The organism is Cellulomonas sp. APG4 (assembly GCF_009996735.1).
In the GTDB taxonomy this organism is placed as follows: Bacteria; Actinomycetota; Actinomycetes; order Actinomycetales; family Cellulomonadaceae; genus Actinotalea.
Genome location: NZ_JAACYI010000026.1, coordinates 25,192 through 49,976 on the forward strand (window position 1 = coordinate 25,192; position 24,785 = coordinate 49,976).

At 73.4% G+C, this 24,785-nt stretch carries 25 protein-coding genes, 1 tRNA gene, 3 pseudogenes and 1 riboswitch; of the genes and pseudogenes, 14 read left to right on the forward strand and 15 right to left on the reverse strand.

Going from position 1 to position 24,785, the window contains the following annotated elements; all coding sequences use genetic code 11:
- Positions 1-74 precede the first annotated feature (74 nt).
- Complete coding sequence (locus GXB85_RS15600) at positions 75-650, forward strand: TetR/AcrR family transcriptional regulator (RefSeq protein ID WP_161918587.1); 576 nt, start codon at positions 75-77, stop codon at positions 648-650.
- Between the two features lie 179 nt (positions 651-829).
- Positions 830-1,234, forward strand: a complete 405-nt coding sequence (locus GXB85_RS15605; protein ID WP_161918588.1) for a hypothetical protein — start codon at positions 830-832, stop codon at positions 1,232-1,234.
- 46 nt (positions 1,235-1,280) lie between these two features.
- Here GXB85_RS15605 and GXB85_RS15610 read toward each other — a convergent pair whose 3' ends face one another.
- From GXB85_RS15610 to GXB85_RS18985, 3 genes and pseudogenes are all read right to left on the reverse strand, one after another.
- Positions 1,281-1,691, reverse strand: a complete 411-nt coding sequence (locus GXB85_RS15610) for a PPOX class F420-dependent oxidoreductase (RefSeq protein WP_161918589.1) — start codon at positions 1,689-1,691, stop codon at positions 1,281-1,283.
- 50 nt (positions 1,692-1,741) lie between these two features.
- Positions 1,742-2,092, reverse strand: a complete 351-nt coding sequence (locus GXB85_RS15615; protein ID WP_237728324.1) for a hypothetical protein — start codon at positions 2,090-2,092, stop codon at positions 1,742-1,744.
- 81 nt (positions 2,093-2,173) lie between these two features.
- Positions 2,174-2,389: pseudogene (locus GXB85_RS18985) on the reverse strand (DUF2510 domain-containing protein); the annotation flags it as partial.
- A gap of 131 nt (positions 2,390-2,520) precedes the next feature.
- Between GXB85_RS18985 and GXB85_RS15620 the strand changes: the two are divergent.
- Positions 2,521-3,039: pseudogene (locus GXB85_RS15620) on the forward strand (lysoplasmalogenase family protein); the annotation flags it as partial.
- 190 nt (positions 3,040-3,229) lie between these two features.
- On the opposite strand, the gene GXB85_RS15625 reads toward GXB85_RS15620, so the two are convergent.
- Positions 3,230-3,316, reverse strand: a tRNA-Ser gene (locus GXB85_RS15625).
- The gene (locus tag GXB85_RS15630; RefSeq protein WP_161918591.1) at positions 3,312-3,626 is read right to left on the reverse strand and encodes a DUF4345 domain-containing protein; all 315 of its coding nucleotides are present in this window, start codon (positions 3,624-3,626) and stop codon (positions 3,312-3,314) included. Before GXB85_RS15630 ends, GXB85_RS15625 begins: the two co-directional genes overlap by 5 nt.
- A 17-nt stretch (positions 3,627-3,643) precedes the next feature.
- Here GXB85_RS15630 and GXB85_RS18605 point away from each other — a divergent pair, with 17 nt between their 5' ends.
- Complete coding sequence (locus tag GXB85_RS18605) at positions 3,644-3,778, forward strand: hypothetical protein (RefSeq protein WP_255465842.1); 135 nt, start codon at positions 3,644-3,646, stop codon at positions 3,776-3,778.
- On the opposite strand, the gene GXB85_RS15635 is transcribed toward GXB85_RS18605, so the two are convergent.
- On the reverse strand, positions 3,745-4,635 hold the full coding sequence (locus tag GXB85_RS15635) for an NmrA family NAD(P)-binding protein (RefSeq protein WP_161918592.1): 891 nt from the start codon (positions 4,633-4,635) through the stop codon (positions 3,745-3,747). The two genes, GXB85_RS18605 and GXB85_RS15635, sit on opposite strands and share 34 nt — an antisense overlap.
- A 138-nt stretch (positions 4,636-4,773) precedes the next feature.
- Between GXB85_RS15635 and GXB85_RS18990 the strand changes: the two genes are divergently transcribed.
- The 3 genes from GXB85_RS18990 (at position 4,774) to GXB85_RS15650 (ending at position 7,420) form a co-directional block, all read left to right on the forward strand.
- A complete protein-coding gene (locus GXB85_RS18990; RefSeq protein ID WP_161918593.1) occupies positions 4,774-5,838 on the forward strand; it encodes an AraC family transcriptional regulator in 1,065 nt (354 codons plus the stop codon).
- A 144-nt stretch (positions 5,839-5,982) separates the two neighbouring features.
- A complete protein-coding gene (locus GXB85_RS15645; protein WP_370524287.1) occupies positions 5,983-6,849 on the forward strand; it encodes an NAD-dependent protein deacetylase in 867 nt (288 codons plus the stop codon).
- Positions 6,850-6,934: 85 nt separating this feature from the next.
- The gene (locus GXB85_RS15650; RefSeq protein WP_161918594.1) at positions 6,935-7,420 is read left to right on the forward strand and encodes a VOC family protein; all 486 of its coding nucleotides are present in this window, start codon (positions 6,935-6,937) and stop codon (positions 7,418-7,420) included.
- A gap of 21 nt (positions 7,421-7,441) precedes the next feature.
- On the opposite strand, the gene tadA is transcribed toward GXB85_RS15650, so the two are convergent.
- Positions 7,442-7,930, reverse strand: coding sequence for a tRNA adenosine(34) deaminase TadA (gene tadA, locus GXB85_RS15655; RefSeq protein WP_161918595.1), 489 nt, complete (start codon positions 7,928-7,930; stop codon positions 7,442-7,444).
- Between the two features lie 133 nt (positions 7,931-8,063).
- On the opposite strand from tadA, the gene upp reads away from it, so the two are divergent.
- From upp to GXB85_RS18410, 5 genes are all read left to right on the forward strand, one after another.
- Positions 8,064-8,699, forward strand: coding sequence for a uracil phosphoribosyltransferase (gene upp, locus GXB85_RS15660; RefSeq protein WP_161918596.1), 636 nt, complete (start codon positions 8,064-8,066; stop codon positions 8,697-8,699).
- Positions 8,700-8,895: 196 nt separating this feature from the next.
- Positions 8,896-9,540, forward strand: coding sequence for a winged helix-turn-helix domain-containing protein (locus tag GXB85_RS15665; RefSeq protein ID WP_161918597.1), 645 nt, complete (start codon positions 8,896-8,898; stop codon positions 9,538-9,540).
- Between the two features lie 294 nt (positions 9,541-9,834).
- Positions 9,835-10,038, forward strand: a riboswitch (cobalamin riboswitch).
- Positions 10,039-10,148: 110 nt separating this feature from the next.
- Positions 10,149-13,043 (forward strand): ribonucleoside-diphosphate reductase subunit alpha, encoded by a 2,895-nt coding sequence (locus tag GXB85_RS15670; RefSeq protein ID WP_161918598.1) that lies wholly within the window; start codon positions 10,149-10,151, stop codon positions 13,041-13,043.
- Between the two features lie 50 nt (positions 13,044-13,093).
- Positions 13,094-14,080 carry a ribonucleotide-diphosphate reductase subunit beta gene (locus tag GXB85_RS15675; RefSeq protein WP_161918599.1) on the forward strand — a complete coding sequence of 329 codons (987 nt, stop codon included), beginning with the start codon at positions 13,094-13,096 and terminating at the stop codon, positions 14,078-14,080.
- A 122-nt stretch (positions 14,081-14,202) separates the two neighbouring features.
- Positions 14,203-14,607 (forward strand): HEAT repeat domain-containing protein, encoded by a 405-nt coding sequence (locus tag GXB85_RS18410; RefSeq protein ID WP_161918600.1) that lies wholly within the window; start codon positions 14,203-14,205, stop codon positions 14,605-14,607.
- Between the two features lie 40 nt (positions 14,608-14,647).
- Here the strand turns inward: GXB85_RS18410 and GXB85_RS15685 are convergent, their stop codons facing one another.
- Genes GXB85_RS15685 through idi form a run of 7 tightly spaced genes read right to left on the reverse strand, consistent with a single transcriptional unit; the run spans position 14,648 to position 20,473 of the window.
- Positions 14,648-15,538, reverse strand: coding sequence for a prenyltransferase (locus GXB85_RS15685; RefSeq protein ID WP_370524286.1), 891 nt, complete (start codon positions 15,536-15,538; stop codon positions 14,648-14,650).
- The gene (locus GXB85_RS15690) at positions 15,535-15,849 is read right to left on the reverse strand and encodes a lycopene cyclase domain-containing protein (RefSeq protein WP_161918601.1); all 315 of its coding nucleotides are present in this window, start codon (positions 15,847-15,849) and stop codon (positions 15,535-15,537) included. The genes GXB85_RS15685 and GXB85_RS15690 overlap by 4 nt, the downstream gene beginning before the upstream one ends.
- Positions 15,846-16,196, reverse strand: a complete 351-nt coding sequence (locus tag GXB85_RS15695; RefSeq protein WP_161918602.1) for a lycopene cyclase domain-containing protein — start codon at positions 16,194-16,196, stop codon at positions 15,846-15,848. The genes GXB85_RS15690 and GXB85_RS15695 overlap by 4 nt, the downstream gene beginning before the upstream one ends.
- On the reverse strand, positions 16,196-17,833 hold the full coding sequence (crtI, locus tag GXB85_RS15700; RefSeq protein WP_161918603.1) for a phytoene desaturase family protein: 1,638 nt from the start codon (positions 17,831-17,833) through the stop codon (positions 16,196-16,198). Before crtI ends, GXB85_RS15695 begins: the two co-directional genes overlap by 1 nt.
- Positions 17,830-18,747: a squalene/phytoene synthase family protein gene (locus tag GXB85_RS15705; RefSeq protein WP_161918604.1), complete on the reverse strand. Its 918-nt coding sequence runs from the start codon at positions 18,745-18,747 to the stop codon at positions 17,830-17,832. Before GXB85_RS15705 ends, crtI begins: the two co-directional genes overlap by 4 nt.
- Positions 18,732-19,943 carry a polyprenyl synthetase family protein gene (locus GXB85_RS15710; RefSeq protein ID WP_161918605.1) on the reverse strand — a complete coding sequence of 404 codons (1,212 nt, stop codon included), beginning with the start codon at positions 19,941-19,943 and terminating at the stop codon, positions 18,732-18,734. Before GXB85_RS15710 ends, GXB85_RS15705 begins: the two co-directional genes overlap by 16 nt.
- A complete protein-coding gene (gene idi, locus GXB85_RS15715; protein WP_161918606.1) occupies positions 19,940-20,473 on the reverse strand; it encodes an isopentenyl-diphosphate Delta-isomerase in 534 nt (177 codons plus the stop codon). The genes GXB85_RS15710 and idi overlap by 4 nt, the downstream gene beginning before the upstream one ends.
- 244 nt (positions 20,474-20,717) lie before the next feature.
- On the opposite strand from idi, the gene GXB85_RS15720 reads away from it, so the two are divergent.
- Entirely contained in the window at positions 20,718-21,482 is a 765-nt protein-coding gene (locus GXB85_RS15720) for a glycosyltransferase family A protein (protein ID WP_161918607.1), read from the forward strand.
- Positions 21,483-21,486: 4 nt separating this feature from the next.
- Positions 21,487-22,182: an SDR family oxidoreductase gene (locus GXB85_RS15725; RefSeq protein WP_161918608.1), complete on the forward strand. Its 696-nt coding sequence runs from the start codon at positions 21,487-21,489 to the stop codon at positions 22,180-22,182.
- Here GXB85_RS15725 and GXB85_RS15730 read toward each other — a convergent pair.
- Positions 22,179-24,785, reverse strand: a pseudogene (locus GXB85_RS15730) (hypothetical protein); the annotation flags it as partial. The gene GXB85_RS15725 and the pseudogene GXB85_RS15730 overlap by 4 nt on opposite strands.

A 24,785-nucleotide genomic window follows, 5' to 3' on the forward strand; every position in this document is an offset into this window, starting at 1 on the left:
TCTCACTTGCGATCCTGACATGCGGCGTCGCCGTCCGCGAGGACCTCCGTCCCACGGGCGCTAGCCTGCGGGGCATGGCTGTGCGGAGGGACGTCGCGCGCAACCGCGAGCGCATCGTCCGCGCCGCGGCCGCGGTGTTCCGGCGCGACGGCGTCTACGCCCCGCTCGACGGCGTCGCGGCCGACGCGGGGGTGGGCCGCGCGACGCTCTACCGCCACTTCCCCGACCGCGGTGCGGTGCTGGCCGCCGTCCTCGAGGACAGGGTCGACGCCCTCGAGGCCTACGCCGCCGAGCACCCGGGGGGCGAGCTGCTCGAGCACCTGGTGGTCGAGATGAGCTGGTTCATGGTGGACGTGCACGGCCTCATGTCCGCGCTCGCCACCTCGGTGGTGGAACCCGCGCGCCTCGAGCAGGTGGCGGCGCGCAGCAACGCGCTGCTCGGTCGGGCACTGGCCGACGCCGTCGCCGCGGGCCGCGTGCGCGAGGGCACCACGCTCGACGACGTCCTGCTCGTGACCCTCATGGCGGGTGCCCTCACCACCCACCCGACCGTCGCCCCGGACGCCGTCGGGCGCGCCATGGAGATCTGCTTCGACGGCCTACGCCCCGGCCGCCCGCCCGGCACCCTCCCCCGACCCGAGCTGCGCTGAGAGGGACGACGCCATCTCGGTGGCCTCGACCTGCCACGCCGCAGGGTCCCGCCGTCGGAGATGCAGCCGTCGAACGGGGAGCCTCCGCGCCGCGTGGCAATGCGAGTACTCCCCGATCCTGCTGCCGGCACGGACCGGAGGGCAGGAACCGCGCGCGCGTCGAGCCCTACGCTGCGGGCGTGCGCACCACCGTGACTGAGGAGCAGATCACCGCCCACGCCGACCAGGTGCGAGCCCTGGTTGCGGACTTCCGCACGCACAGCAGGGCGCTCGTCGACGCGCTCCGGGCGGCCGGGATCGTCGCCGCGTACGAGGCGCACGAGGAGTACGACGGCGAGGTCCACGCCCTGGGCTCGCGGTGGTCCGTGTACCTGCACGACCCGCATGCGGAGCTGACGTCGGCCGAGGGCGTCGTCGTCGAGGCGCACCTCTACCGACCGGACGCGCTCGACCCCGGCTTCCTGCTGGCGTTCGCGCGATCTCGGGGCATGTACGACGACGTCGTCGCGCTGTGCCCCGCGGGTTTCGTCGACATGGTCGCGGTGCTCGACACGCTCGAGCCGGGCTGGCAGACCCTCGACTGAGCGCTCGGGCGCCTCCCCTCCGCTCGGCGGCGGGCGCACCCGGCCCTCAGTCCTGGCGCATCGCGCCCCAGCCGTGCCAGCGCTCGATCTCGACCTTGGCGCTCACACGCGGCCGGTCGCGCACCGGGTAGTCGCGACCGCCGTAGTGGTGGGAGAGGCGGTCGATGTCCCGCAGGCCCTCGTCGTCGGTGAGCGACACCACGCGACCCTGGAGGCTCACGTGGGTGTACCAGTCGTCGGTCGCGAGCGCGGTGAGCGAGACGCGCGGGTCACGCCGCAGGTGGGCCAGGCGCGCGCGGCCTGCGTCGAGGTTGAGCAGGATCGTGCCGTCGTCCTCGAGCAGGTACCAGGTGGCGACGCTGACCGGGCGGCCGTCCTTGGCGAGCGTGGCCATGACCGCCGGGTTGGGCCGCTTGAGCAGCTCGGTCACGTCGTCGGGCAGGGGCGGGACGGGCATGGGGACCTCCGGGATCGGCTCGGGCCGACGCTACCCGGCCCGGCCCCCGCTCAGAACGTGGTGAGCACCCACACCCCGACCGCACAGCCGAGCAGTCCGGTCACGATCGCGAACACCGCGCGCCCGGTCCCATGGCCGCCGCGGCGGGCGCGCGCCAGCGCCCAGACACCCAGGCCGATCGCCACGGGTGCGAGCGGGAAGGCAAGCAGCGAGATCAGGCCCACGTAGGGAGCGACGACCGCCTGCCACGAGCGGCCCACGGGAAGCAGCCAGTGCACGGCGCCCGAGGGGCCGTAGGTGTCCGTCGCCGTGCTCCCGATGACGTCGCCGTATCCGTACCCGCCCGGGGTGCCACTTCCGCGCCATGGCGCCTCCGCGGGCACGCCGGCGCCGGGCCGCATCGCGTGTGCCGTCGGAGCCGCCCAGACACTGCCGGGCCCCGACCCACCGGACACCGGCGGCGGTGGCGGTGGCGGTGGCGTCGGCACGGGTGTCGTGTGCGCCGTCCAGGCGGCGCCGTCGAACCAGCGCAGCATCCCTGGGGTCGCGCCGTCGGGATACCAACCGGGTACTGGTGAGCTCACCCCTCCGGTGTCGACGTGTCCGACAACGACCTTGAGCTCGCATCGCTCCGCACGGCGCGGGCTAGCATCGCCGCGCCGGGACGACGGGGTCCCGCGGTAGCGGTCGCCGGGCACAGTCCGGCGACGAGGAGGTCACCGTGGCACGCTCGCTGTCCGCGGCCGCGCGCGTCTGGGCCGGGATCGCCGTCGTGCTCGTGCTCGTCCACCTCACCGCGGAGGCGGCGGGGGCCGAGGCCCTCTCGACCGTGAGCCAGTGGACCCTGATGCCGGCGTTCGCGGCCGCGGTCCTGGCGGCGACCCGGGCGCCTCGCAGTCGCCTGGTGCGCTGGGTGGTCGTCGCCCTCGGGTTCTCGTGGCTCGGCGACACGATGCCGTCGTTCGTGCCCAACGACGCGTCGTTCCTGACGATGGTCGGGTTCTTCCTGCTGGCGCAGATCGCCTACGTCGTGGCGTTCGCGCCGTTCATGCGCACCTCGGTGGTGCACCGGCATCCGCTCTTGGCGCTGCCCTACGCCGTCGTGCTCGCGCTGCTGCTGGCCCTGTGCGCACCGCATGCGGGCAGCCTTCGCGCGCCCGTGGTCGTCTACGGCGTGATGCTCACGGGCATGGCGGTCCTCGCGACCGGCCTCGGCCCGGTTGCAGCGCTGGGTGGAGCGGTCTTCCTGGTGAGCGATGCGCTGATCGCGCTCGAGGCTTTCGTCCCCTCGTGGGACCTCGCGGGGCAGGGTTTCTGGGTGATGCTCACCTACACGGTCGGGCAGGGCCTGCTCGCCGTGGCCGTCGTGCGCCACGAGGTCGCGGGTCACGGGACACCGGCAGGTACCGCCGAGGCCACCCTGCCGACGGGGTCGCGCGACGAGGGCGCCACGGTCGCCTGGGCCGGAAACGACGGAACCCCCTGCGATCCCGAGGGATCTGCAGGGGGTTCCCGGCCTGACGCGGTCAGGGCCAGCGCGGTAGCGGTGGGATTTGAACCCACGGTGGACTTTCACCCACACACGCTTTCGAGGCGTGCTCCTTAGGCCGCTCGGACACGCTACCTCGCCGACGAGGGTACCCGGTCGGTGCGGTCGGCTCCCAATCGGGGCTCCCGGTGCCCGCCCGCGACCGCGAGCGCCGCCACCCCGAGCACCACCTCGACGACGCCCGCGAGCAGCAGCCCGCTGCCCGGGTACCCGTCCGCGAGCCACGACACCGCGCGGCCCACGGCGAACGCGAGCAGCACGGCCCCACCGGCAGTCGCGGCCCAGCCGCGCGTCGAGGGCCTGCGCACACCCCACAGCACCGCGGCGCCGACGAGCAGCAGCGTCGCCCCGCCCCCGCGCACCTCGCTGCGCAGGCCCGGGTCCACGGTGAGCGGGATCCCGCGTGCAGCACGTCGGGCGCGAGCAGGCCGAGGCCGCCGACGACGGCGAGCACCACCCCGGCCAGCCCCGTCACCCCGAGCGCGACGCGGGCACGCACCGTGCTCACCGCCAGGCCGCCGCGTTCGCGCGCACGTAGTCCGCGAGGTCGCGCGGCTCACGCCCCAGGGCCGCGCGCACGCCGTCGGTCGGCTCGACGTTGCGACCGTCGAACACCTCGACGCACAGGTCGGTCAGCATGCGCGCGTACTCCTCACCCGCCTGCTCGGCGACGGCGGCGCGGAAGGGCTCCGGCTCCATCGGCACGTAGACGACCTCGCGCCCCAGCACGGCCGAGATCTCGCCGGCCACCTCGGCGAACGTCAGCGCACGCGGACCGGTCACCTCGTGCACCCGCCCACGCAGCGCCGGGTCGAGCAGCGCCGCCACGGCGACGTCCGCGATGTCGTCCGCGTCCACGAACGGCTCGGCCACGTCCCCGGCCGGCAGGGCGACTACGCCGCTGCGCACGCCGTCGAGCAGGGCTCCCTCGGTGAAGTTCTGGTGGAACCACGACGCGCGCACCACGGTCCACGCCACGCCCGAAGCCTCGAGCGCGAGCTCGGCCCGCCGGGCGCCGACCTCGCCCCGCCCGGAGAGCAGGACGACGTGCCCCACCCCGGCCTCACGGGCCAGCGCGGCCAGGTGCGCGACGTCGTCGTCCGAGCCGTCGACGGCGAGGTCGGGCACGTAGGTGACGTAGAGCGCCGCGGCGCCCTCGACGGCGGCCGCCCACGTGCTGCGGTCCTGCCAGTCGAACGCGGGCGTCGAGCGTCGCGAGCGGTTCGCGACGGGGACGCCGAGCGCCTCGAGCCGTTCGGCCACCCGACGGCCGGTCTTGCCGGTGCCACAGATCACGTGGACGGGCCCGCCCACCTCGTGCCCGACGGCGTCGAGGGCCGGGCCGGGCGCTGCGGTGGGCTGGGCGGGGTGCGTGCTGGTGCTGGTGCTGGTCATGTCGATCTCCTTGGTCGATGCGGTCGCATCCAGCCTCAGCCGCCCGAGCCGGACGCACCATGACCTGTCGTCCGGCATCCTGTGCCGTTCGTCCAGCGCCCCTGGACCTGCGAGCACCGGCGCTGCCACGCTCGGTTCGTGAGCGAACCGCGCGAGTTCCCCAGCCCCCGGCCGGACCCGGTGGGCGAGGCGCTGCACCTGCTGCGGCTCGACGGCGCCCTCTACTGCCGCTCGGAGCTCACGGCGCCGTGGGGCATCGACCTCCCCGCGATCGACGACCTGCTCTTCCTGCACGTCGTCACCTCGGGCCAGGGCTGGCTGCACGTCGACGGCGAGCCGCCGCGGCTGCTCGACCACGGCACCGTCGCGCTCGTCGCGCCGGGCGTGCCGCACCTCCTCACGAGCGAGCCGCACACGCCCGCCACGCCCCTGTTCGACATCCCGGTCGAGACGCTGAGCGATCGCTACGAGGTGCTGCGTCACGGTGGCGGCGGCGCACCCGCGCTCGCGACCTGCGCGGTGCTGCGCCTCGACCACACCGCGACCCAGCGCCTGCTCGCGGAGCTGCCGCGCTCGTTCGTCGTGGACTCCTGGGCGGGGGACGACCTGGGCTGGGTGCACAGCACCATGCGGCTGATCGCGCGCGAGGCCAGCACCGAGCGGCCGGGTGGCGAGGCCGTGCTCACGCGCCTGGCCGACGTACTCGCGGTGCAAGTGCTGCGGGCCTGGCTCGACGCGGGCTCGACCCAGGCGACGGGGTGGCTCGCGGCGCTGCGCGACGAGCACGTGGGGCGTGCGCTCGCCGCGGTGCACCGCTCCCCTGGCGACCCGTGGACCCTCGCGCGCCTGGCCGCGACGGCGCACCTGTCGCGCTCGTCGTTCGCGGCCCGGTTCACGGCCCTCGTGGGCGAGCCCGCGATGCAGTACGTCGCCTGGTGGCGGCTGCGCCTCGCGCACGACCGCCTGACCTCCGGGGACGAGCCCGTGGGTACCGTCGCGCACGCCGTCGGCTACGCGTCGGAGGCCGCGTTCTCGCGTGCGTTCCGCCGCGAGTTCGGGGTCGCGCCCGGCGCGGTGCGGCGGCGCACGCCCCCGCCCCTCCCGCGCTCCCCCGAGGCCACGCCGTCGGGCCCGCTCTCGGCCTCACCCTCCGCCCCACCCGCTGCCGAGATCGGGCCTTCTGTCGGAATCCCCACCGGGTGAGCGACGGAGAGACCGAGCTCGGCGGCGACTGGGTGAGCTGGGCTCAGCACGCAGCGCGGGCGGCGGCGCGCGACGTCGTCGTACCGTGAGGCGGTGACGAGCCCGACCTCCGCAGCGGCCGCCACCGCGGGTCCCGCCCCGGTGGTGGGAGCCGCGCACACCCACGCACCCCAGGCCGCGCCGTCGTCGGCCGAGCTCGAGCAGGCCGTCGCGCTGCTGCAGGGCCGAACGCTCGCAGTGCTCACGGGGGCCGGGATCTCGACGGACTCGGGCATCCCCGACTACCGCGGGCCGGACTCCCCGCCGCGACGCCCTATGACGTACCAGCAGTTCGTGGGCGATCCCGACTTCCGCCGCACCTACTGGGCGCGCAACCACGTGGGCTGGCAGCACGTGGACCGCACGCGCCCCAACGCGGGCCACCACGCGGTCGCGCGCCTTGAGCAGTCCGGGGTCGCGCTGGGCGTGATCACCCAGAACGTGGACCGGCTGCACCAGCTCGCGGGCAGCCGCCGCGTGATCGACCTGCACGGCACCTACGCGGACGTCGTGTGCCTGAGCTGCGGGCTGGAGATCACGCGTGAGGATCTCGCCGAGCGGCTCGACGCGCTCAACCCGGGCTTCACCGAGGCCGTGGGCGCGATCGCGGACGTCGAGGTGGCGCCCGACGCCGACGCGGTGATCGAGTCGACCGAGGGGTTCGTGGTCGCGGACTGCCCGCGCTGCGGCGGGATCCTCAAGCCGGACATCGTGTACTTCGGCGAGAACGTGCCGCGCGAGCGCGTCGAGGCGGCGTTCGCGCTGGTCGACGAGGCCGACGCACTGCTGGTCGCGGGGAGCTCGCTGACCGTGCTCTCCGGACGGCGGTTCGTGACGCACGCGCGGCGCGCCGGCATGCCGGTGGTCATCGTCAACCGCGGGGCGACGCGCGGCGACCCCCATGCGGACGTCCGCATCGACGCCGGGACCTCGCCGACACTCACGGCGCTCGCGGAGGCGCTCGCTCCCTGAACCGCCCGGCCCGATGAGATCGGCGTGCGCGCCGGGTCGAACCTGGTGAGCGGCCGCACCGCGGCCACCGAGCGAGGAGCCCACCATGACCGTCCTGCCGTGCCTGTGGTTCGCGACCGAGGCCGTCGAGGCCGCCGAGCACTACGTCTCCGTGATCCCGAACTCGCGCATCGTCGCCGTGCACGCCACGCCCGAGGCCGCACCCGGCCCCACCGGCTCGCCCATGCTCGTGGACCTCGAGCTCGACGGGTCGCGCGTCCAGGCCCTCAACGGGGGCATCGACTTCCCGTTCAGCGAGGCCGTGTCGCTCGTGGCGGTGGTCGAGACGCAGGCCGAGCTCGACCGGGTGTGGGACGGCCTGCTCGAGGGCGGCGGCTCGGAGGTGCAGTGCGGCTGGCTCAAGGACCGCTGGGGTCTGTCCTGGCAGGTGGTGCCGGCGGTGCTCGAGCGGATCTCGGCTGAGGCGGCCGACGAGCCCGAGCGCTACGCCCGCGCGATGACCGCCGTGACGAACATGGTCAAGCTCGACGTCGCCGCGATCGAGGCCGCCGCCGACGGCGTCACGGTCTGAGCAGAGCGGTCGGGCGTGGCCTCAGCTCGGGCCGGGTGCGCCCGCGCCGCGGTGGGCGGCGAAGAAGTCCCGGAGCAGCGCGGCGCACTCGGGTTCGAGGACGCCGCCCACCACCTCGACGCGGTGGTTGAGCCGGCGGTCGCGCACCAGTTCGTGCACCGAGCCCGTCGCGCCCGCCTTGGGGTCCCACGCGCCCAGGACGAGCCGCGGGATGCGGGCGAGCACCGTGGCGCCCGCGCACATCGCGCACGGTTCGAGGGTCACGACGAGCGTGCAGTCGTCGAGCCGCCAGCGGCCGAGCGCCTGCGCCGCTGCGCGCAGCGCGAGCACCTCCGCATGGGCGGTCGGGTCGCCCGTGGCCTCGCGCGCGTTGTGACCGGTCCCGACCACGGCGCCGTCGGGCCCCACGACGACGGCGCCCACGGGCACGTCCGCGGTCGCGAGGGCGAGGCGGGCCTCGACCAGGGCGGCGCGCATGTGCTGCTCGTCGCGCTCACGCACCGTGCCCATCGCCCCTCCTCACCCCGCCGGCGCCGCGCCGTCGTCCGCGGACGGGACGGACGCTAGCCGAACGCCGTCGGGCACGTGGGTCCCAGACCCGCCCGGCCCGCACGGGCGGGCTACCACCCGGTACGGTGCAGCCATGCGCCTGCACGTCGCCGACCACCCCCTCGTCGCCCACAAGCTGACCGTCCTGCGCGACAAGGACACGGCGTCGCCGACGTTCCGCCTGCTCGTCGACGAGCTCGTGACGCTGCTCGCCTACGAGGCGACGCGTGACGTACGGACCGAGCAGATCGAGGTGACCACGCCCGTCGCGTCGACGCTCGGCACGCACCTGGCCGAGCCGCGGCCGCTCGTGGTGCCGATCCTGCGCGCGGGCCTCGGGATGCTCGAGGGCATGACGCGCCTGCTGCCCACCGCCGAGGTCGGCTTCCTGGGGCTGCAGCGCGACGAGGAGACGCTCCAGGCGATCACCTACGCCAACCGGCTGCCCGAGGACCTGTCCGGGCGCCAGTGCTTCGTCCTCGACCCGATGCTCGCGACCGGCGGCACGCTCGTGGCGAGCATCGACTACCTGTTCGAGCGCGGCGCGCGTGACGTGACCTGCATCTGCCTGCTCGCGGCGCCCGAGGGCCTGGCCGTGGTCGAGAAGCACGTGGGCGACCGCGCGGACGTCTCCGTGGTCGTCGCCGCCGTCGACGAGCGGCTCAACGAGAAGGCCTACATCGTGCCCGGCCTGGGCGACGCGGGCGACCGCCTCTACGGCCTGGTCTGACGCCTGCGGCCGACCTTCGTCGGCCCTGCTTCACCCCGCCCGACGACGGCGTTCGCGGGCGACGGGCCGGCCCTCGCGCGCCCCTTGTCCGGTTCGTCCCGATGCCGCCCGGCCGACCGGGTGAGAACTGTCCACTATCTGAGACATGGCCCTGACCAGGCTTGGTGTCCACGCTCACGACAGTCACACTCCTTCTATGACTGCTGTGTCGCTCACCATGACACCCCCCGTCGGGGGCGTCGGTGGTGCGCGGCCGCAGCCGCACGGACCGGGCTTCGCGCTCTACGTAGGCGTGGACGAGGCGGCGGGCCTCGAGGGGCGCATCCAACTCGCCGAGCTCGCCCAGGCGATCGGTCGGCTCGTCGAGCAGCGCGCACCCGAGGCGACGACGCACTCGGCGCTCGCCCTCGGCGACAGGGGGAACCAGCGCGCGCTCGTCGACCAGCTCGCCACCGTGCTGGCAGGGCCCCGGCCCGCCGCGAGCGCGGCCGCGCGGGCCGAGCTTGCCTGGGGCGCACGCCCACGCGGCGCCGTCGTCGTCGACGTCCAGGCGCACGAGGTGACCGCCCACGGGCGCACCGTCACGCTGACCAACAAGGAGTTCGCGCTCCTTGCCTACCTCCTCCGCTCGCCCAAGCGAGCGGTGCCACGCGAGGAGCTGCTGCGCACCGTGTGGCGCAAGGGCGTGTCCGGTCAGGGCACGCGCACCATCGACGTCCATGTGCGACGACTGCGGGAGAAGCTGGGGGGCTGCCTGCAGATCGTCACCGTCCGGGGTGTCGGGTATCGCTGTGACCCGACACCCGAGGTCGTCCTCGTCGGCTCGGGGGATGCTGGCTGAGGACTCCTGCGTTGCCGGGTCGCGGGTCAGGGGGCTCTCCCGCGGCCCGGCAACGCTCCTCCCGTCGCCCTCGCCCTCGGCGCGGTCCGCCCACGCGGTCCGCGTGACGCGAGTGACGCGAGGGGCTGTTGCGACAGCCCAGTCGCCCCTCGAGCCCCATCCGTCACACGCACCGCGGCGACGGACCACACAGCCCACTCGGGCGGGCATCTCAACCACCCGGATGGCCCTAGATGTGGTGTGTCGCGAGCCGACACGCCGGTAGATGTTGTGGTCGACCCCCATCCCGGGTCTAGAGTCGCAGACGCCGACGGTTCACCCGGAACTCCATCCGGGTGAGGCAAGAGGGAACCCGGTGGGAATCCGGGACTGCCCCGCAGCGGTGAGTGGGAACGACCGTCGTCAGACGCACTGGGCTCCGGCCTGGGAAGCGACGACCAGTAGGGATGAGCCGGGCGCCCACGAGTCCGAAGACCTGCCGCCGGTGCGTGCGCCGCCGGCGCACGCGGTTCGGGGCCTCTCGGGCGGGCTCGGCGGACACGTGCGCGACGGCGCACCGTCGTCGTCCCAGGGCACCGGACCACCGGTTCGACCTGGGAAGCAGCACCATGACCCTCACCGACCTCGCGACGCCGTCGGCCGCGCCCGACGGCGCCCCGGACTCACCTTCCGCGACCCCGGCACCCCGCCGCATCCACGTCACCAAGCGTGACGGCACGCAGGAGCCGTACGACGCCGACCGCATCAACCGTGCCGTCGAGCGCGCGGCCGCCGGCCTGCCCGACGCGATCTCGAAGGTCACCCAGGTGGCCGGCGAGCTCGCGATCACGCTGTTCGACGGCATCACCACCGAGCAGCTCGACGAGGCCGCGATCGCCGTCGCCGTGCAGAACGTCAAGGACGACCCGGACTTCGACGTGATCGCCGCGCGCCTGCTGCGCAAGGTCATCTACAAGCGCGTGCTGGGCGACTACGACACCGACCTCGAGCTCTCGCTGCTGCACCAGGCGCGGTTCCCCGGCTACGTGCGCGAGGGCGTGGAGCTCGGCCTGCTCGACGCGCGGCTCGCGAGCGCGTTCGACCTCGACGCCCTGGCCGCGGCGCTCGACCACCACCACGACGAGCGGCTGCGGTACATCGGCACCGTCACCATGCGGAACCGGTACATGATCAACGACCGGCACGGCCGTCCGCTCGAGGTGCCCCAGTACTTCTGGATGCGCGTCGCGATGGGCCTCTCGCTCAACGAGGGCGACCCGACGGCGGCGGCCAAGCGCTTCTACGAGACGATCGCGCGGCTCGACTACCTGCCGGCGGGCTCGACCCTGGTCAACGCCGGCACCTCCTACCCGCAGCTCTCCAACTGCTTCGTGATGCAGATGGAGGACGACATCGAGCACATCGCGACGTCGGTGCGCAACGTCATGTGGCTGACCAAGGGCACGGGCGGCATCGGCCTGTCGGTCTCGAAGCTGCGCGCCGAGGGCTCGCCGATCCGCTCCAACAACACGACGTCGACCGGTCCCATCCCGTTCATGCACACGATCGACTCGACGCTGCGCGCGGTCTCGCGCGGCGGCAAGAAGTTCGGCGCGCTGTGCTTCTACATGGAGAACTGGCACCTGGACTTCCCGCAGTTCCTGGACCTGCGGCAGAACTCGGGCGACCCGTACCGGCGCACGCGCACGGCCAACACGGCCGTGTGGATCTCCGACGAGTTCATGAAGCGCGTCGCGGCCGACGACGACTGGTACCTCTTCGACCCGGCCGACGCCCCCGACCTCACCGAGCTGGTGGGCGCCGCGTTCTCCGAGCGCTACGCGTACTACGTGGCACAGGCGCAGGCCGGCCGCATGCCGAGGCACCGGCGCCTGCGCGCACGCGAGCAGTGGACGTCGATCCTCGTGACCCTCCAGGGCACGTCGCACCCGTGGCTCACGTGGAAGGACACGATCAACTCCCGCGCGCTCAACGACAACACCGGCACCATCCACCTGTCGAACCTGTGCACCGAGATCACGCTGCCGCAGGACCGCGAGAACATCGCCGTCTGCAACCTCGCGTCGGTCAACCTCTCGGCGCACCTCGTCGGCGGCGAGATCGACTGGGACCGCCTGCGCGAGACCACGCGGCTCGCGGTGCGCCAGCTCGACAACCTCGTGGACATCACGTTGTCCTCCGTGGGCGAGTCCGAGCGCGCCAACCGCGAGAACCGCGCCGTCGGCCTGGGCGTCATGGGGTTCACCGACCTCACCGAGCGGCTGGGCCTCGCGTACGAGTCGACCGAGGCCGCCGAGCTCGTGGACACGCTGGTCGAGTTCATCAGCTACCACGCGATCGACACGAGCGCCGACCTCGCGCGGGAGCGCGGCTCGTACCCGAACTTCCCCGGCTCGGGCTGGTCCCAGGGCCTCGTGCCGATCGACACGCTCGACCGCCTCGAGGCGGACCGCGGCGTGCCCGTCGCCGTCGACCGCACCACGCGCCTCGACTGGGACGCGCTGCGCACCAAGGTCGCGGGCGGCATGCGCAACGCGACGCTGATGGCGATCGCGCCGACGGCGTCCATCGGCCTGGTCGCAGGGACCACGCCCGGGCTCGACCCGCAGTTCTCGCAGATCTTCAGCCGCGCGACGTCGTCGGGCAAGTTCCTCGAGGTCAACCGGAACCTGGTGCGCGACCTGACCGAGCTGGGGCTGTGGGAGCAGGTGCGCGACGACCTGCTCGCAGCGCAGGGCGACCTCGACGCGGTGGCGGGCGTGCCCGAGCACCTCAAGGCCGTGTACCGGACGTCGTTCTCGCTGTCGCCGTACGCGTTCATCGAGGTCGCGGCGCGCGCGCAGAAGTGGATCGACCAGGCGATCAGCCGGAACATCTATCTCGCCAACCGCGACGTGGGCGAGATGGCCAAGCTGTACCAGTCGGCGTGGGAGCGGGGCGTCAAGACGACGTACTACCTGCACATGAAGCCGCGGCACACGGCCGAGCAGTCGACGGTGCGCGTCAACAAGGCCGAGCAGCGCCCGACGGCGCCCGCGGCCCCCACCCAGCGCACGGACTCCACCCCGGCGCCGTCGTCGGCCGCACCGGCCCGCCGAGGCTTCGGCTTCGCCAAGCCAGCACCCCCCACCCCCACCACCCCCACCACCCCCTCCAAAGGTTCGAATGCGAACGTTGGCGCAGGTGCGGCGGTACTGAACGGGCCAGCACGCACAGAGGTTCGCACCGACGACGACGGCGCGCCGTCGGCCGTGGTCGCGCCGGTCGCCTCGGACACCGTGAGCACCCAGGTCGCCTCGGGCACCGCAAGCACCCCGGTCGCCTCGGGTGCCCCGGCCACTCCGGCCGCCTCGCCCGCGCTCGCCCCGGCGACCACGGCAGTCGCAGCCGGACCGGTCCTGGAGCTCACGGACCTGTCGGCCTCCGCCGAGGACGACGTCGTCGACGGGGTCGCGTGCCCGGTCGACCCGATGGAGCGCCTCCAGTGCGAGTCGTGCCAGTAGTCGCCCGACGCCTCCCCACCCACTCGACCATCCCGCAAGGAGCCACACCCATGTCCACCAACGGAATCCTCGGCACCGGCATCTCCGAGGGCCTGCTGCTCAAGCCCGTCCGCTACCAGTGGGCGATGGACCTGTACGACCAGGCCGTCGCGAACACCTGGTTCCCCAACGAGATCCAGCTCGGCGAGGACCTCGCGGACTTCTCGCGCATGACCGACGAGGAGAAGCACGCCGTCACGTTCCTGATGTCGTACTTCAACCCCAACGAGCTGCTCGTCAACAAGGCGCTCGCCTTCGGCGTCTACCCCTACATCAACGCGCCCGAGGCGCACCTGTACCTCGCGAAGCAGATGTGGGAGGAGGCCAACCACTGCATGAGCTTCGAGTACGTGCTCGAGACCTTCCCGATCGACCGCGCCGAGGCGTACGACTCGCACGTCTCGGTGCCGTCGATGGCGGCCAAGGAGGAGTTCGAGGTCCGCTACATCCGCCGGATGACCGAGCAGACCCTCGACATCACCACCACCGAGGGCAAGCGCGACTTCGTGCGCAACCTCGTGGCCTACAACATCATCCTCGAGGGCATCTGGTTCTACTCGGGCTTCATGGTCGCGCTGAGCTTCCGACAGCGGAACCTGCTGCGGAACTTCGGCTCGCTGATCGACTGGATCGTGCGCGACGAGTCCCTCCACCTGAAGTTCGGCATCAACCTCATCCTCACGGTGCTCGAGGAGAACGAGGACCTGCAGACCCCGGAGTTCGCCGACGAGATCCGCCAGATGATCCTCGACGCGGTCGACATGGAGGAGCAGTACAACCGCGACCTGCTGCCCCACGGGATCCTCGGGCTCAACGCCGACTACGTGAACCAGTACGTCAAGTACCTCGCGGACCGCCGGCTCGAGGAGCTCGGGTTCGAGCCGCACTACCGCGTGAGCAACCCGGCCAAGTGGATGGCGACGGCCAACGACACGCTCCAGCTGGTCAACTTCTTCGAGGCGACCAACACGAGCTACGAGGTCAACACCCGCGCCTGAGCACTTGCGCGGGCAGCCATCCCTCCCACCGAGATCGGCCCTTCTGTCGCTCCGCCTGCCGGGAAAGCGACAGAGAGGCCGATCTCGGCGGGGCTGACGGGTGAGTAGGTTGGTCGGCATGGGTGGGGGGGTTTCTCGCGTACGACGGCGCTCTCGCGGCGGGCGGCCCGCCCGACCGGTGGTCCGACCTCGGGCTCGACGACGCCGTCGGGCACCTGCGCGCGTTCGACGACGGCGACTGGGCGCGTCTGGTCGAGCGCCTCCCGGCCGCTCCCGCCGCGTGGCGCGCCCGGTGCGCCCAGACGCTGTCCGAGGCCGATCCCGATCATGCGCTCCCGCTGCTGCTCACCCTGCTGCAGGACGAGGACCCCGACGTCACCGAGGCCGCAGCCGACTCGCTCGCGAGCCTCGCGCAGGACGGCGCCACGCCCACCCTCGACGAGGTCTCGCGTGCGGCCCTCGCCCGCCTCGTCGCCCGCGGAGGCCTCGCGGCGGGCCCGGCCCAGCGCCTCCTCGCCCACCCCTGACGCGCGCGGTCCCCAGCCGAGGCGTGGTGGGCGGGTGCGGTCAGGTGGTGCGGGCGACCCAGATCAGGAGCATCGTGACGAGGAAGCCGACCACGTAGTTGGCCGCGAGGAACTGACGCCACCCGGCGTTGGCGGTCTCGGCCGTCTCGTCCGTGATCCGGCCGAACCTCGCGACGATCACCAGGTACGGCACCACGAGCACGACGGCGAGCGGTCCCGGCCAGGGCACCGCGAGCATCAGCAGGCCACCCACGGCGTAGGCGACGAACGCGAACCACACCGTGGGCCGCGCCCCGAGCACGGTCGCGATCGAGCCGATGCCCGCAGCCCGGTCCGCGACGACGTCCTGCACCGCCCCGAACGCCTGACTCGCCATCCCCCACAGGAAGAACCCCGCCAGGATCAGCCACTGCGTGCGGCCCAGCATCTCCCCCGCCAGCACGAACCCGTACAGCGCCGGCGAGACGAAGTGCGTGCTCGACGTCATCGAGTCGAGCACCGGCCGCTCCTTGAACCGCAGCCGGGGGGCGGAGTAGGCGACCACCGCGAACAGCGAGAACGCGAGCACGGCCCACGACGACGGCGTGCCGACGGCCACGAGGTAGACGACGAACGGCACGGGCAGCAGCGTCGAGGCGAGCAGCGTGGTCCGGTGCAGCCCCTTGTCGAGCAGCGCACCCTCGACACCACCCTTGCGCGGGTTCGCGAGGTCCGACTCGTAGTCGAAGACGTCGTTGATCCCGTACATCAGCAGGTTGTACGGGATCAGGAAGAAGAGGGTGCCGATCACGAGCGGCCAGTCGACCTCGCGCGTGCTCATCACGTACGCCGCCGCGAACGGGTAGGCGGTGTTGACCCAGCTCAGGGGCCGCGAGCTGAGCGCGAGCTCGCGCAGCACGCTGCGGCGCGCAGCCGGTGCGGGGGCGCTCACGCGTCCACCTCCGCACGCCGTCGGGCCCCGAGCAGCGACCACAGCGCGGGCAGCAGCAGCACCGCGAGCACCGTGTAGGCGAAGTCCTCGATCGGGGCGACGCCCACCTGCGGACCGAGGCGCTGCACGTCGTCGTACGCGACCAGGCCGATGCGGATCATCACGTTGTCGAACACCGCCGTCATCGCGAGCAGCACCACAGCCGCGACGCCGAGCCCGCGCCAGCCCGGCGCCCCGGTACGTCGCCGGGCGACGAGCAGCACCACGAGCGCCGCGACCAGGAACGGCAGGTTGAGCAGCGCGTACGTCATGACCGCGCCGCCGCGTCCGCGGGCGCCGACGCGCCCCGCCCGTCGAGCGCCCGGGACGCCGCCGCCCACACGTTCATGGTCAGGTAGCTCAGCAGCACGAGGAAGAAGACCTCCTCGACCGGCAGCTCCGGTGCGAGCAGCAGCCCCGTCATGAACTCGGTCTCCCCGCGGAAGAACACCCCGAGCGCGATGCCGGCGACGTCCCACACCAGGAACACCGCGACGCCGACGGCGAGCACGACGGCGGCCCGGCGCGCGTCGGCGAAGAAGAACAGCCGGAACCTGTGGTCGAGCACCACCATGCCGGTGATCGACACGAGCAGCGCCGCGAGGTACACGAGCCCCATCACGCGGCCCCGCGCGCGGCCGGGGCGCCTCCCCGTCCCACCAGCGGCTCGGGCAGCGGCCCCGTCGAGGTGTCCCCGCGAAGGCGCTTGACCACGAGCTCGGCGCTGATGAGACACATCGGCAGGCCGATCCCCGGGATCACCGAGCCACCCGCGTACAGCAGCCCGTCGACGCGCCGGGCCTGGTTGCCCGCACGGAACATCGCGCTCTGCCGCAGCGTGTGCGCCGGGCCCAGGGCGGTGCCGCGCCACGCGCGCAGGTCCTCGGCCCAGTCCGCGGGCCCCACCGTGCGACGCACGACGACGCGCTCGGCCAGGTCCGGCACGCCCGCCCACGACGCGATCTGCGCGATCGCGGCATCCGCCACCTTCTCGACCCACGGGTCGCCGTCGCCGTCGCGGCCGCCGCGCCCCAGGCGCTCGTCGGGCGGCACCGGCACGAGGATGACGACGTTCTCCATGCCGTCAGGTGCGGCGCCCGGGTCCGTCGCGGTCACCCGGCTCACGTAGACGGACGTCGGATCCGGCATGGGCTCGCCGCCCTCGGCCGACAGCGGCGCGAAGATCCGCTCGAAGCCCTGGTCCCAGTCCTCCGCGAGCAGCAGGCTGTGGTGCGCGAGCTGGGGCAGCTCCCCCTCGACGCCCAGGTAGACCATGACCGTGCTGGGCCCGGGCACCTGCTTGCGCCACCACGTGGGCGAGTACGAGCGCAGCTCCGCCGGCAGCAGGTCCCGCTCGGTGTGTTGGAGGTCGGCCGTCGAGACGACGACGTCGGCGAGCAGGTGGTGCCGCACGCCGTCGGCGTCCGTGTACTCGACACCGGTCGCGGCCGCGCGCACCGAGGGCCGCCGCCACGAGCGCTCGGGCACGGGCCGCGTGGTGATCGCCGTGACCTCGGCGCCCGTGCGCAGGTCCACGCCCTCGGCGAGGGCGACGTCGCGGATCGCCTCGATGAGCCTGCCGAACCCGCCGCGCGGGTAGAGCACGCCGTCCACCAGGTCCAGGTGGCTCATGAGGTGGTACATGCTCGGCGTGAGCCGCGGCGCCGAGCCCAGGAACACCGCGGGGTAGCCGAGGATCTGGCGCAGCCGCGTGTCTCCCACCGTGCGCCGGATGCGAGCGTCGAGCGACTCCGTCAGCAGGCGACCGAGCCGCGGGGCACGCGCCGCGACGCCGGCCCGCGCGAGCGGCACGAGCGACGCGAAGGTCGTGTAGAGGAAGTGCCGCAGCGCCATCGCGTAGGTGTCCGACGCCGAGGCGAGGTACGCCCGCAGCCGCTCCCCCGCCCCCGGCTCGACGCGCTCGAACAGCGCGACCGAGTCCTCGAGGTCCGAGCGCACGTCCAGAGGGTCATGGTTCTCGTACATCACCCGGTAGGCGGGGTCGAGCCGCACGAGCTCCAGGTGCTCGTCCGCGCTCGAGCCCAGCAGCCGGAAGAAATGGTCGAAGACCTCGGGCATCAGGTACCACGACGGCCCGATGTCGAACGTGAACCCCTCGGCTGACCACGTCGACGCGCGCCCGCCCACCTGGTCACGCGCCTCGAGCACCGTGACCTCGTACCCCTCACGGGCCAGCAGGGCCGAGGTCGCGAGCCCGGCGATCCCCCCGCCCACGACGACGGCGCGTCCGCTCACCGTTCCACCTCCACGACGTCGCGCGGCGCCGACGGCGTCGCGACGGGTTCCGGCCGGCCCGCGAGCACGCGGGCCGTGAGTCGCGCCTTGACCGGCGCCGGCACACGCACCCGCGTGCGGGCGACCTCGGCCGCCGGGGTGCTGCGCAGCCGTGCCGCGAGCTCGGCGAACAGGGCCGTCGCGACCTGGACGGCGCGCCGGGCACCCGGGGGCAGCTCGAGCGCGGAGGCCGCGGCCGTCCGAAGGTCCGCCTCGATGCCGTCGAGGACGGCGTGCTTCTGCGCCTCGGTGAAGCTCGACGGTTCGATTCCCGGCAGGTAGCGGCGGCCGAGGCGGTCCGAGTCGTCTGCGAGGTCCCGCAGGAAGTTGACCATCTGGAACGCCGACCCCAGCGCGCGTGCGCCCGGCGCGAGCTCGGCGTAGCGCTCGGGCCGGCGGCCCGGGGGCTCGTCCAGCAGGAAGCACCGCAGGCACATGAGCCCGACCACCTCGGCCGAGCCGTACACGTACTCCGCGAGGCTCGCCTCGTCGTGCACCGTGCGCTCGAGGTCGGTGCGCATCGAGGCGAAGAACGGGGTGACGAGGTCCGCGTCGATCCCGGCGGCCCGCGCCGTCCGCGCGAACGCGTGCACCAGCACGTTCGTGCTGTACCCGGTGGCCATCGCCTCGAGCGTCTCGGCCTCGAGCCGGCCGAGCAGCCTGCGCGCCTCGGCAGCGTCCGTCCCGGCCTCGTCCGCGACGCCGTCGACCACCTCGTCGGCCAGGCGCACGAGCGCGTACACGTTGCGGATGTCCGTGCGACGCGCCGGCGGCAGCAGCCGCGAGGCCAGGCCGAAGCTCGTCGAGTAGCGCCGCACCACGAGGTCGGCGGCAGCCTGGGCGACGTCGTCGTACAGGCTCAGTCGGTCGAGCACCGGGCCTCCTCGATGTCCTGCGCGACGGTGTCGAGCGTACGGCCCACCTCCGACGCGACCGCGCACACCACCCCGCCCAGCTCGCCGGGGAGGTCCCGCGCGTCGTCGTGCACGCGCTCGAGGTCCTCCCGCACCCACGTCGCGACGTCGTCGGGCGCCTGCGAGCGCGCGAGCGAGCCACGCACCCGGGCCGCGCCGGCCTGGTCGAGATCGGCCTGCCCCACGTGCGCGGAGATCTCGTCCCACACGGGAAGCTCGCGCGCCCGCAGCATGAGCGGCGTCTGCTTGCCCTCGCGCAGGTCGCTCAGGTTGCTCTTGCCGATGCGCTCCTCGGGCGCGAACACACCCAGCAGGTCGTCGACCAGCTGGAACGAGCGGCCCAGCACCACACCGATCCGGTCGAGCCGCTCGAGCAGCCGCGCGTCGGCGCCCGCGAGCAGCGCACCGGCTCGCAGCGGCGCGCGGAACGAGTACATCGCGGTCTTCGACTCGGCGACCGTGAACGCCTCGCTCAACCCCGGGCTGCGCACGCCCAGGCCGAACGCGGTGTCCACGAGCTCACCGCCCGCGGAGATCAGCAGGGTCTCGTCGACCAGCTCGGTGAGGCCCTGCTGCAGCGGCTCGGGCAGTGCGGCCCCGGCGAACATGCGGTGGGCGAGGCTCAGGGTGAGGTCGCCCGCGAGCAGCGCGGCGGCCTGCGACCAGCGGTGCGCGCTCACCGGGTCCAGCCCCGTCTCGCGCCCCTCGTCGCGCATGACGGCCGCGAGGTTGGGGCGGCCGCGGCGCACGGTGTCGTTGTCGATGAGGTCGTCGTGCACCAGGAACGCGGTGTGCAGCAGCTCGAAGCCGGCCGCGACCACGACGGCGGCCCGGGCCTGACCGCCCCCGAGCGCGTCGTGCGTCCCGAGCACGAGCGCCGAGCGGAACCGCTTGCCGCCGTCGAGGCTGCGCGCGATCTCGCGCCACAGCGCGTCGTTCTCGCGGCCCAGCCGGGCGGCCCGACGACGGCAGTCCGCGAGGCTCGAGCGCAGCAGGGCGTCGACGGCGTCACCGTCGACGGCGTCGGCGTCGGCGTCGGCGTCGGCGAGCACGGTCGCCGCCGGGAGCACCAGGCGGTCGGTCGCGGTGGTCGTGGTGGTCGTGGCGGCGCTCGTCCGCGCCGGGGCGGTCGTCGTGCGCGCCCGTCCGGGGCTCATCGTGAGCCCCCGAGCAGCGGGACGGTCGCGGCCGACGAGACGAGCCACGGGCTGAGCGCCCACGGGGCGGCGCGCACCGCCGCGCGCAGGTCGTCCACCTCGACCCACGCGAACTCCATCACCTCGTCGGGGTTGGGCCGCACCTCGTCGGCTGTCCGGGCGGTGAAGACGGGGCACACCTCGTGCTCGACGATCCCCGAGGCGTCGACGGCGCGGTACCGGAAGTCGGGGTCGGTGAGCTCGATGTCGTGCAGCTCGATCCCCAGCTCGTGACGTGCCCGACGACGGACGGCGTCCTCGAAGGCCTCATCCGGGCCGGGGTGGCCGCACACGCTGTTCGTCCACACCCCGGGCCAGGTGACCTTGCTGAGCGCCCGGCGGGTGACGAGCACGCGCCCCTCGGCGTCGAGCACGTGGCACGAGAACGCCAGGTGCAGCGGGGTCTCGTGGGTGTGCACGCTGGCCTTGTCGGCGGTGCCCGTCGGCACGCCGTCGGGATCGAGGAGGACGACCGTCTCCGTGAAGGTCATGTGCGGCCTTCCGCCGTGGGGGCGCGCCGGGCGTCCACCCGACCGCGCTCAGCAAATGCTCAGCATGCTGAGGATATGACACGGACGTCATGTCCGCCTCCCGGGCCGTGACCGAGATGTCCATCCTCCCGCGCGCACCGCGCCGTGTCCTGCCCAACGAGCCCCGACCTGCTCCGCCCGGTCCGCCGGGATCGGCCGTTGGCGGCCGGGGGCGGGGGCTCGGGTGGTCGGGCAGGATCAGGGCGTGACCTCAGCCCCGCTCCGCGTGAGCGTCGTCATCCCGTGCAAGGACGACGGCGTCGCGCTGCGGCGCTGCCTGGCGGCCCTCGCGGCGCAGGACGAGCCGCCGCACGAGGTCGTCGTCGTCGACAACGCGTCGAGCGACGACAGCGCCGACGTCGCGCGCGCGCTCGGGGCCCGGGTGGTCAGCGAGCCCGCGCCGGGCATCGGCGCGGCGGCCGCCGCGGGCTACGACGCCGCGACCGGTGACCTGATCGCGCGCTGCGACGCCGACACCCTCGCCCCGCCCGGCTGGACCCGCCGCATCCGCGAGGCGTTCGAGGCCGATCCCTCGCTCGACGCCCTCACCGGCCACGGCGACTTCTACGACGTGCCCCGCTGGCGCGCCGTCGTGCACGGCCGCCTCTACCTGTGGGCCTACTACACGTCCATGCACGGAGCGCTGGCGCACCCGCCGCTGTGGGGTTCGACGGCGGCACTGCCCCGCGACCGCTGGGAGGCCGCGCGCGCCGACGTGCACCGCTGGGACCCCGAGGTGCACGACGACGTCGACCTCGCGCTCGCTCTCCCGCCGGAGGCCCGCGTGCGCCACGACCGCGCGCTGCGGGTGCAGGTGTCCGGGCGCTCGCTCGTCGGGTGGGCGCAGACCCGGCGGCGGTTCCGGCGCGGCATGCGCACGCTGCGGCTCGCGTGGGCGGAGGGCCGCACCCCGACCGCGCGATGGCGCCGTCGTCTCGAGGTGCGGCGCGCGCGTGGGGCCGTAGCGTGAAGACATGCGCATCGTCATCGCAGGTGGACACGGCAAGATCGCCCAGCGCCTGACCCGGCTGCTCGTCGCACGCGGCGACACCGTGGTGGGCCTGGTGCGCAACCCCGCGCACATCGAGGACCTCCGCAGCCTCGGTGCGACGCCCGCGGTCGTGGACCTCGAGAGCTCGGCCGTCGACGAGGTGGCCGAGGTGGTCGACGGCGCCGACGCGGTGGTGTTCGCGGCCGGCGCCGGGCCGGGCTCGGGCGCCGCGCGCAAGGACTCGATGGACCGCGGCGGCGCGGCCCTGCTCGCGGACGCGGCCGAGCGCGCGGGCGTGCGCCGCTACGTGCTGGTCTCCGCGATGGGCGTGCTCGAGCCCGAGGCCGCCGAGGACGACGTGTTCGTCACCTACCTGCGCGCCAAGGCCGCGAGCGAGGAGGACCTGCGCTCACGCGACCTCGACTGGACCGTGCTGCGCCCGGGCGGGCTCACCGATGACCGCGGCACGGGCCGCGTGCTGCTCGAGCCGCGCGTCCCGATGGGCTCGGTGCCGCGGGACGACGTCGCCGCGGTGATCGCCGGGCTGCTCGACGAGCCGTCAACGATCGGGCTCACTCTCGAGCTGGTGGCCGGTGGTGACCTCGTGGACGCCGCCGTCCAGGCCGCAGGGCGCGGCGAGCCGGGCGATGCGTCGAGCGACGCGATCGACGAGCGTTAGGACCTCTGGACGGTCAAGTATGCGAGTGCGGGGCCACCGAAGCCTCCATTGGCCGACGTCACACTAGCGATCCCGACACGCGTTCCGACGGACGAGGCAGGAGCGATCGGAATTCGAAGCTCCTCGGTAGTCGCGGCCGGGAGCTGACCCCGAACGCAGGACAGGATGAAGCCGAGTTCGCCTTGGCGCCGGCATTCCCAGCCGACGGGGTCCGCCCCCGTCCACGACGCTGCGAGCTGAAAGAGACGCACTTCAACATCACGCGCCGTCGCAGTGCCCTCGTTGACGACGGAGAAGGCGAAGTGCGCCTCCTCGCCCACCACCGACGTGGTAGCCACGCCTTCGATCGCCACACGTGCAGCGACTTCCAGCACGCGAGTCTCGGCGGCCGCGGGGGCGACGTGCTCGTCGCCCGCCTCCACATCGATCGTGATGTCCGCGACCTGTCCCTCGCCGAGAGCACCCTGGAGGCGGATGTTGAGGCCAAGGACAGCTTCGTCTCCCGAACCCGGTTCGAGAGAGTCACCGAGCTCACAGTCGACCATCTGTCCTCTTGCAGAGCAATCCCATCGGCCCGGGTGAACGGAGATGTATCGCACTCCCCCGGGGAGGCGGAAGGTCACGCTGACGTCCTCGATCGCGCGGCCGCCATCGTTGGTGACAACGGCGACGAGCGTCGCGACCTCGCCGCGCTCGACCTGGATGTCGCTAGGGGCATGGAGGGCGAGGGCCCCGGGCTTGGGCAGCTCGATCGGGACCGATCGGCGTACGCCGTCGACCACGACGACGAGCTCGACCGAGCCGCCACGGCCTGCGTTGATACGTAGGGTCGGCAAGATCGAAGGGCCGTCGAAACCAACGCTCGCGGCCGTCGTCCGCGGGACGTCAGCGGTACCCGACCAGCGTTCTTGGTTCGTGGGAGCGGTGACGCCCTCGGGAAGCTCAACTGCGACGGCCACGTCCCGCGCCGTAGTACCGCCGGTGTTCTTCAGAGCGAGCGTGATCTCTGACTGAGCGCCGCGGACGTGGGCAACCTCGACGGCGAGTGGCACGAGCGTGGCTGGCGCTGATCGCAGTTCGAGCGCTGCCGTGGCGATACGCTGAGACGCCACGACATGGCGCGACGCCTCGAGCTCTAGCGTGACCTGACCGTCCATGATCGACGCGTCGCGCAGTGGCTGGACGGCGCCTGGGTCGAGAGCCGAGGCATCCACGTCGAGCACGAGCGCCCACGGCGCACCGCCGCGCGGCACACCGGTCGTCGTCGTACAGACCAGCTGGTCGCCTTCACGCTCGCAGCCCCAACGCCCGGCGTCCGCTGAGCTCACGCTGATGGCATCCAAGAATGCGATGTCACCGGCTGCACTGCTGACCTCGGGGAACGTCAGACGTGCGGTGACCGCCGCCGTGGTGTGACCGGCGTTCGACACTCCGAAGGAGAGCGAACCCGATTGAGCGCTCGCTCCAGTCAGGACGAGCTTGCCGGCATCAGCCGCAGCGACACTGCCGGGACGGCTCTGTACCGGTGCACGAACGTCGCTGGACGCGGAATCCGGCTGGTCCGTCTCCTTCCCGGACCACGCGACGACGGCGACGCCCGCGTCGTCGGAACCGTCGAGCCGCGAGTTGCGAAGTACGAGTTGCCGAGAGAGCGTCCGCGCGTCACCAACCTGGATCGGCCCGGTGGAACAGAGAAGACTCTTCCCCGCGCGCTTCGGCTCGCAGTCCCATCCGTCCCCGTCGGAGACGGCCGCGGTGCCAAACGCCTGGCGTGTCGAAAGCCCCGCGAACTCCCCTGTGGTGTCCCCGGTGAACGAGAACGCGACCCATGCCTGCGTCGCCACACGGTCCGACTCGTTAGTCACTGTGAGTGAGATCGGCGTCGGCGTATCCAACTCGACGGCGGGCGTCGCGAAGCCCCCTTGGAGCGCCAGCACGAACGGCTCCTGCTCCGTGGGCTCCTCCGGGTCGGTCGGCTCGCCCGGGTCCGTCGGCTCCTCGGGCTCCGTCGGCTCCTCAGGCTCGCCGGTGCCGGGCCCCTCGGGGTCCGGCTGCGCAGGCGACGCCGGGTCGGGGTCCGACGGGGTCGAGCGCGGCTCGCGGTCCGACGTCGTGGTGGTGGACGTCTCGTCGTCGGCGGGCGGGATGGTGGTGGGATCCGTCGGGTCGGCGGGCGTGGTCGGTGCAGGGTCCGCGGGCGGCGCGATCTCGTTCCCGCCCGCGTCACCGTCCGTGCCGGGCCCCTCGGTCGACGTCTCGTCGTCGACAGGTGCCGCCACGACGGGCTCGTCCCCCGGCCCGCCGTCGAACGCGCCGAGCGCACCGGCGACGCCGAGGCCACCCGCGACCACGACTCCAGCGGCCGCGAGGCCGAGCACACCTACGGGCACGCTCGCCAGGAGCCCCGCGAGGCCGCCCGCCGAACCGGCTGCCGCCGCGCCTCCCGCTGCCCCGGCGCCTGCCCCCGCGGCGGCAGCACCGCCACTGGTCGCAGCCGCCGGCGCGGGGTTGAGCATCGCCGCGACGCCCGAGGCGCCGCCCACGGCTGCCGCCGCTCCAGCCGCCGCACCCGAACCCACGAGTGCGCCACCGCCCGCGCCGGC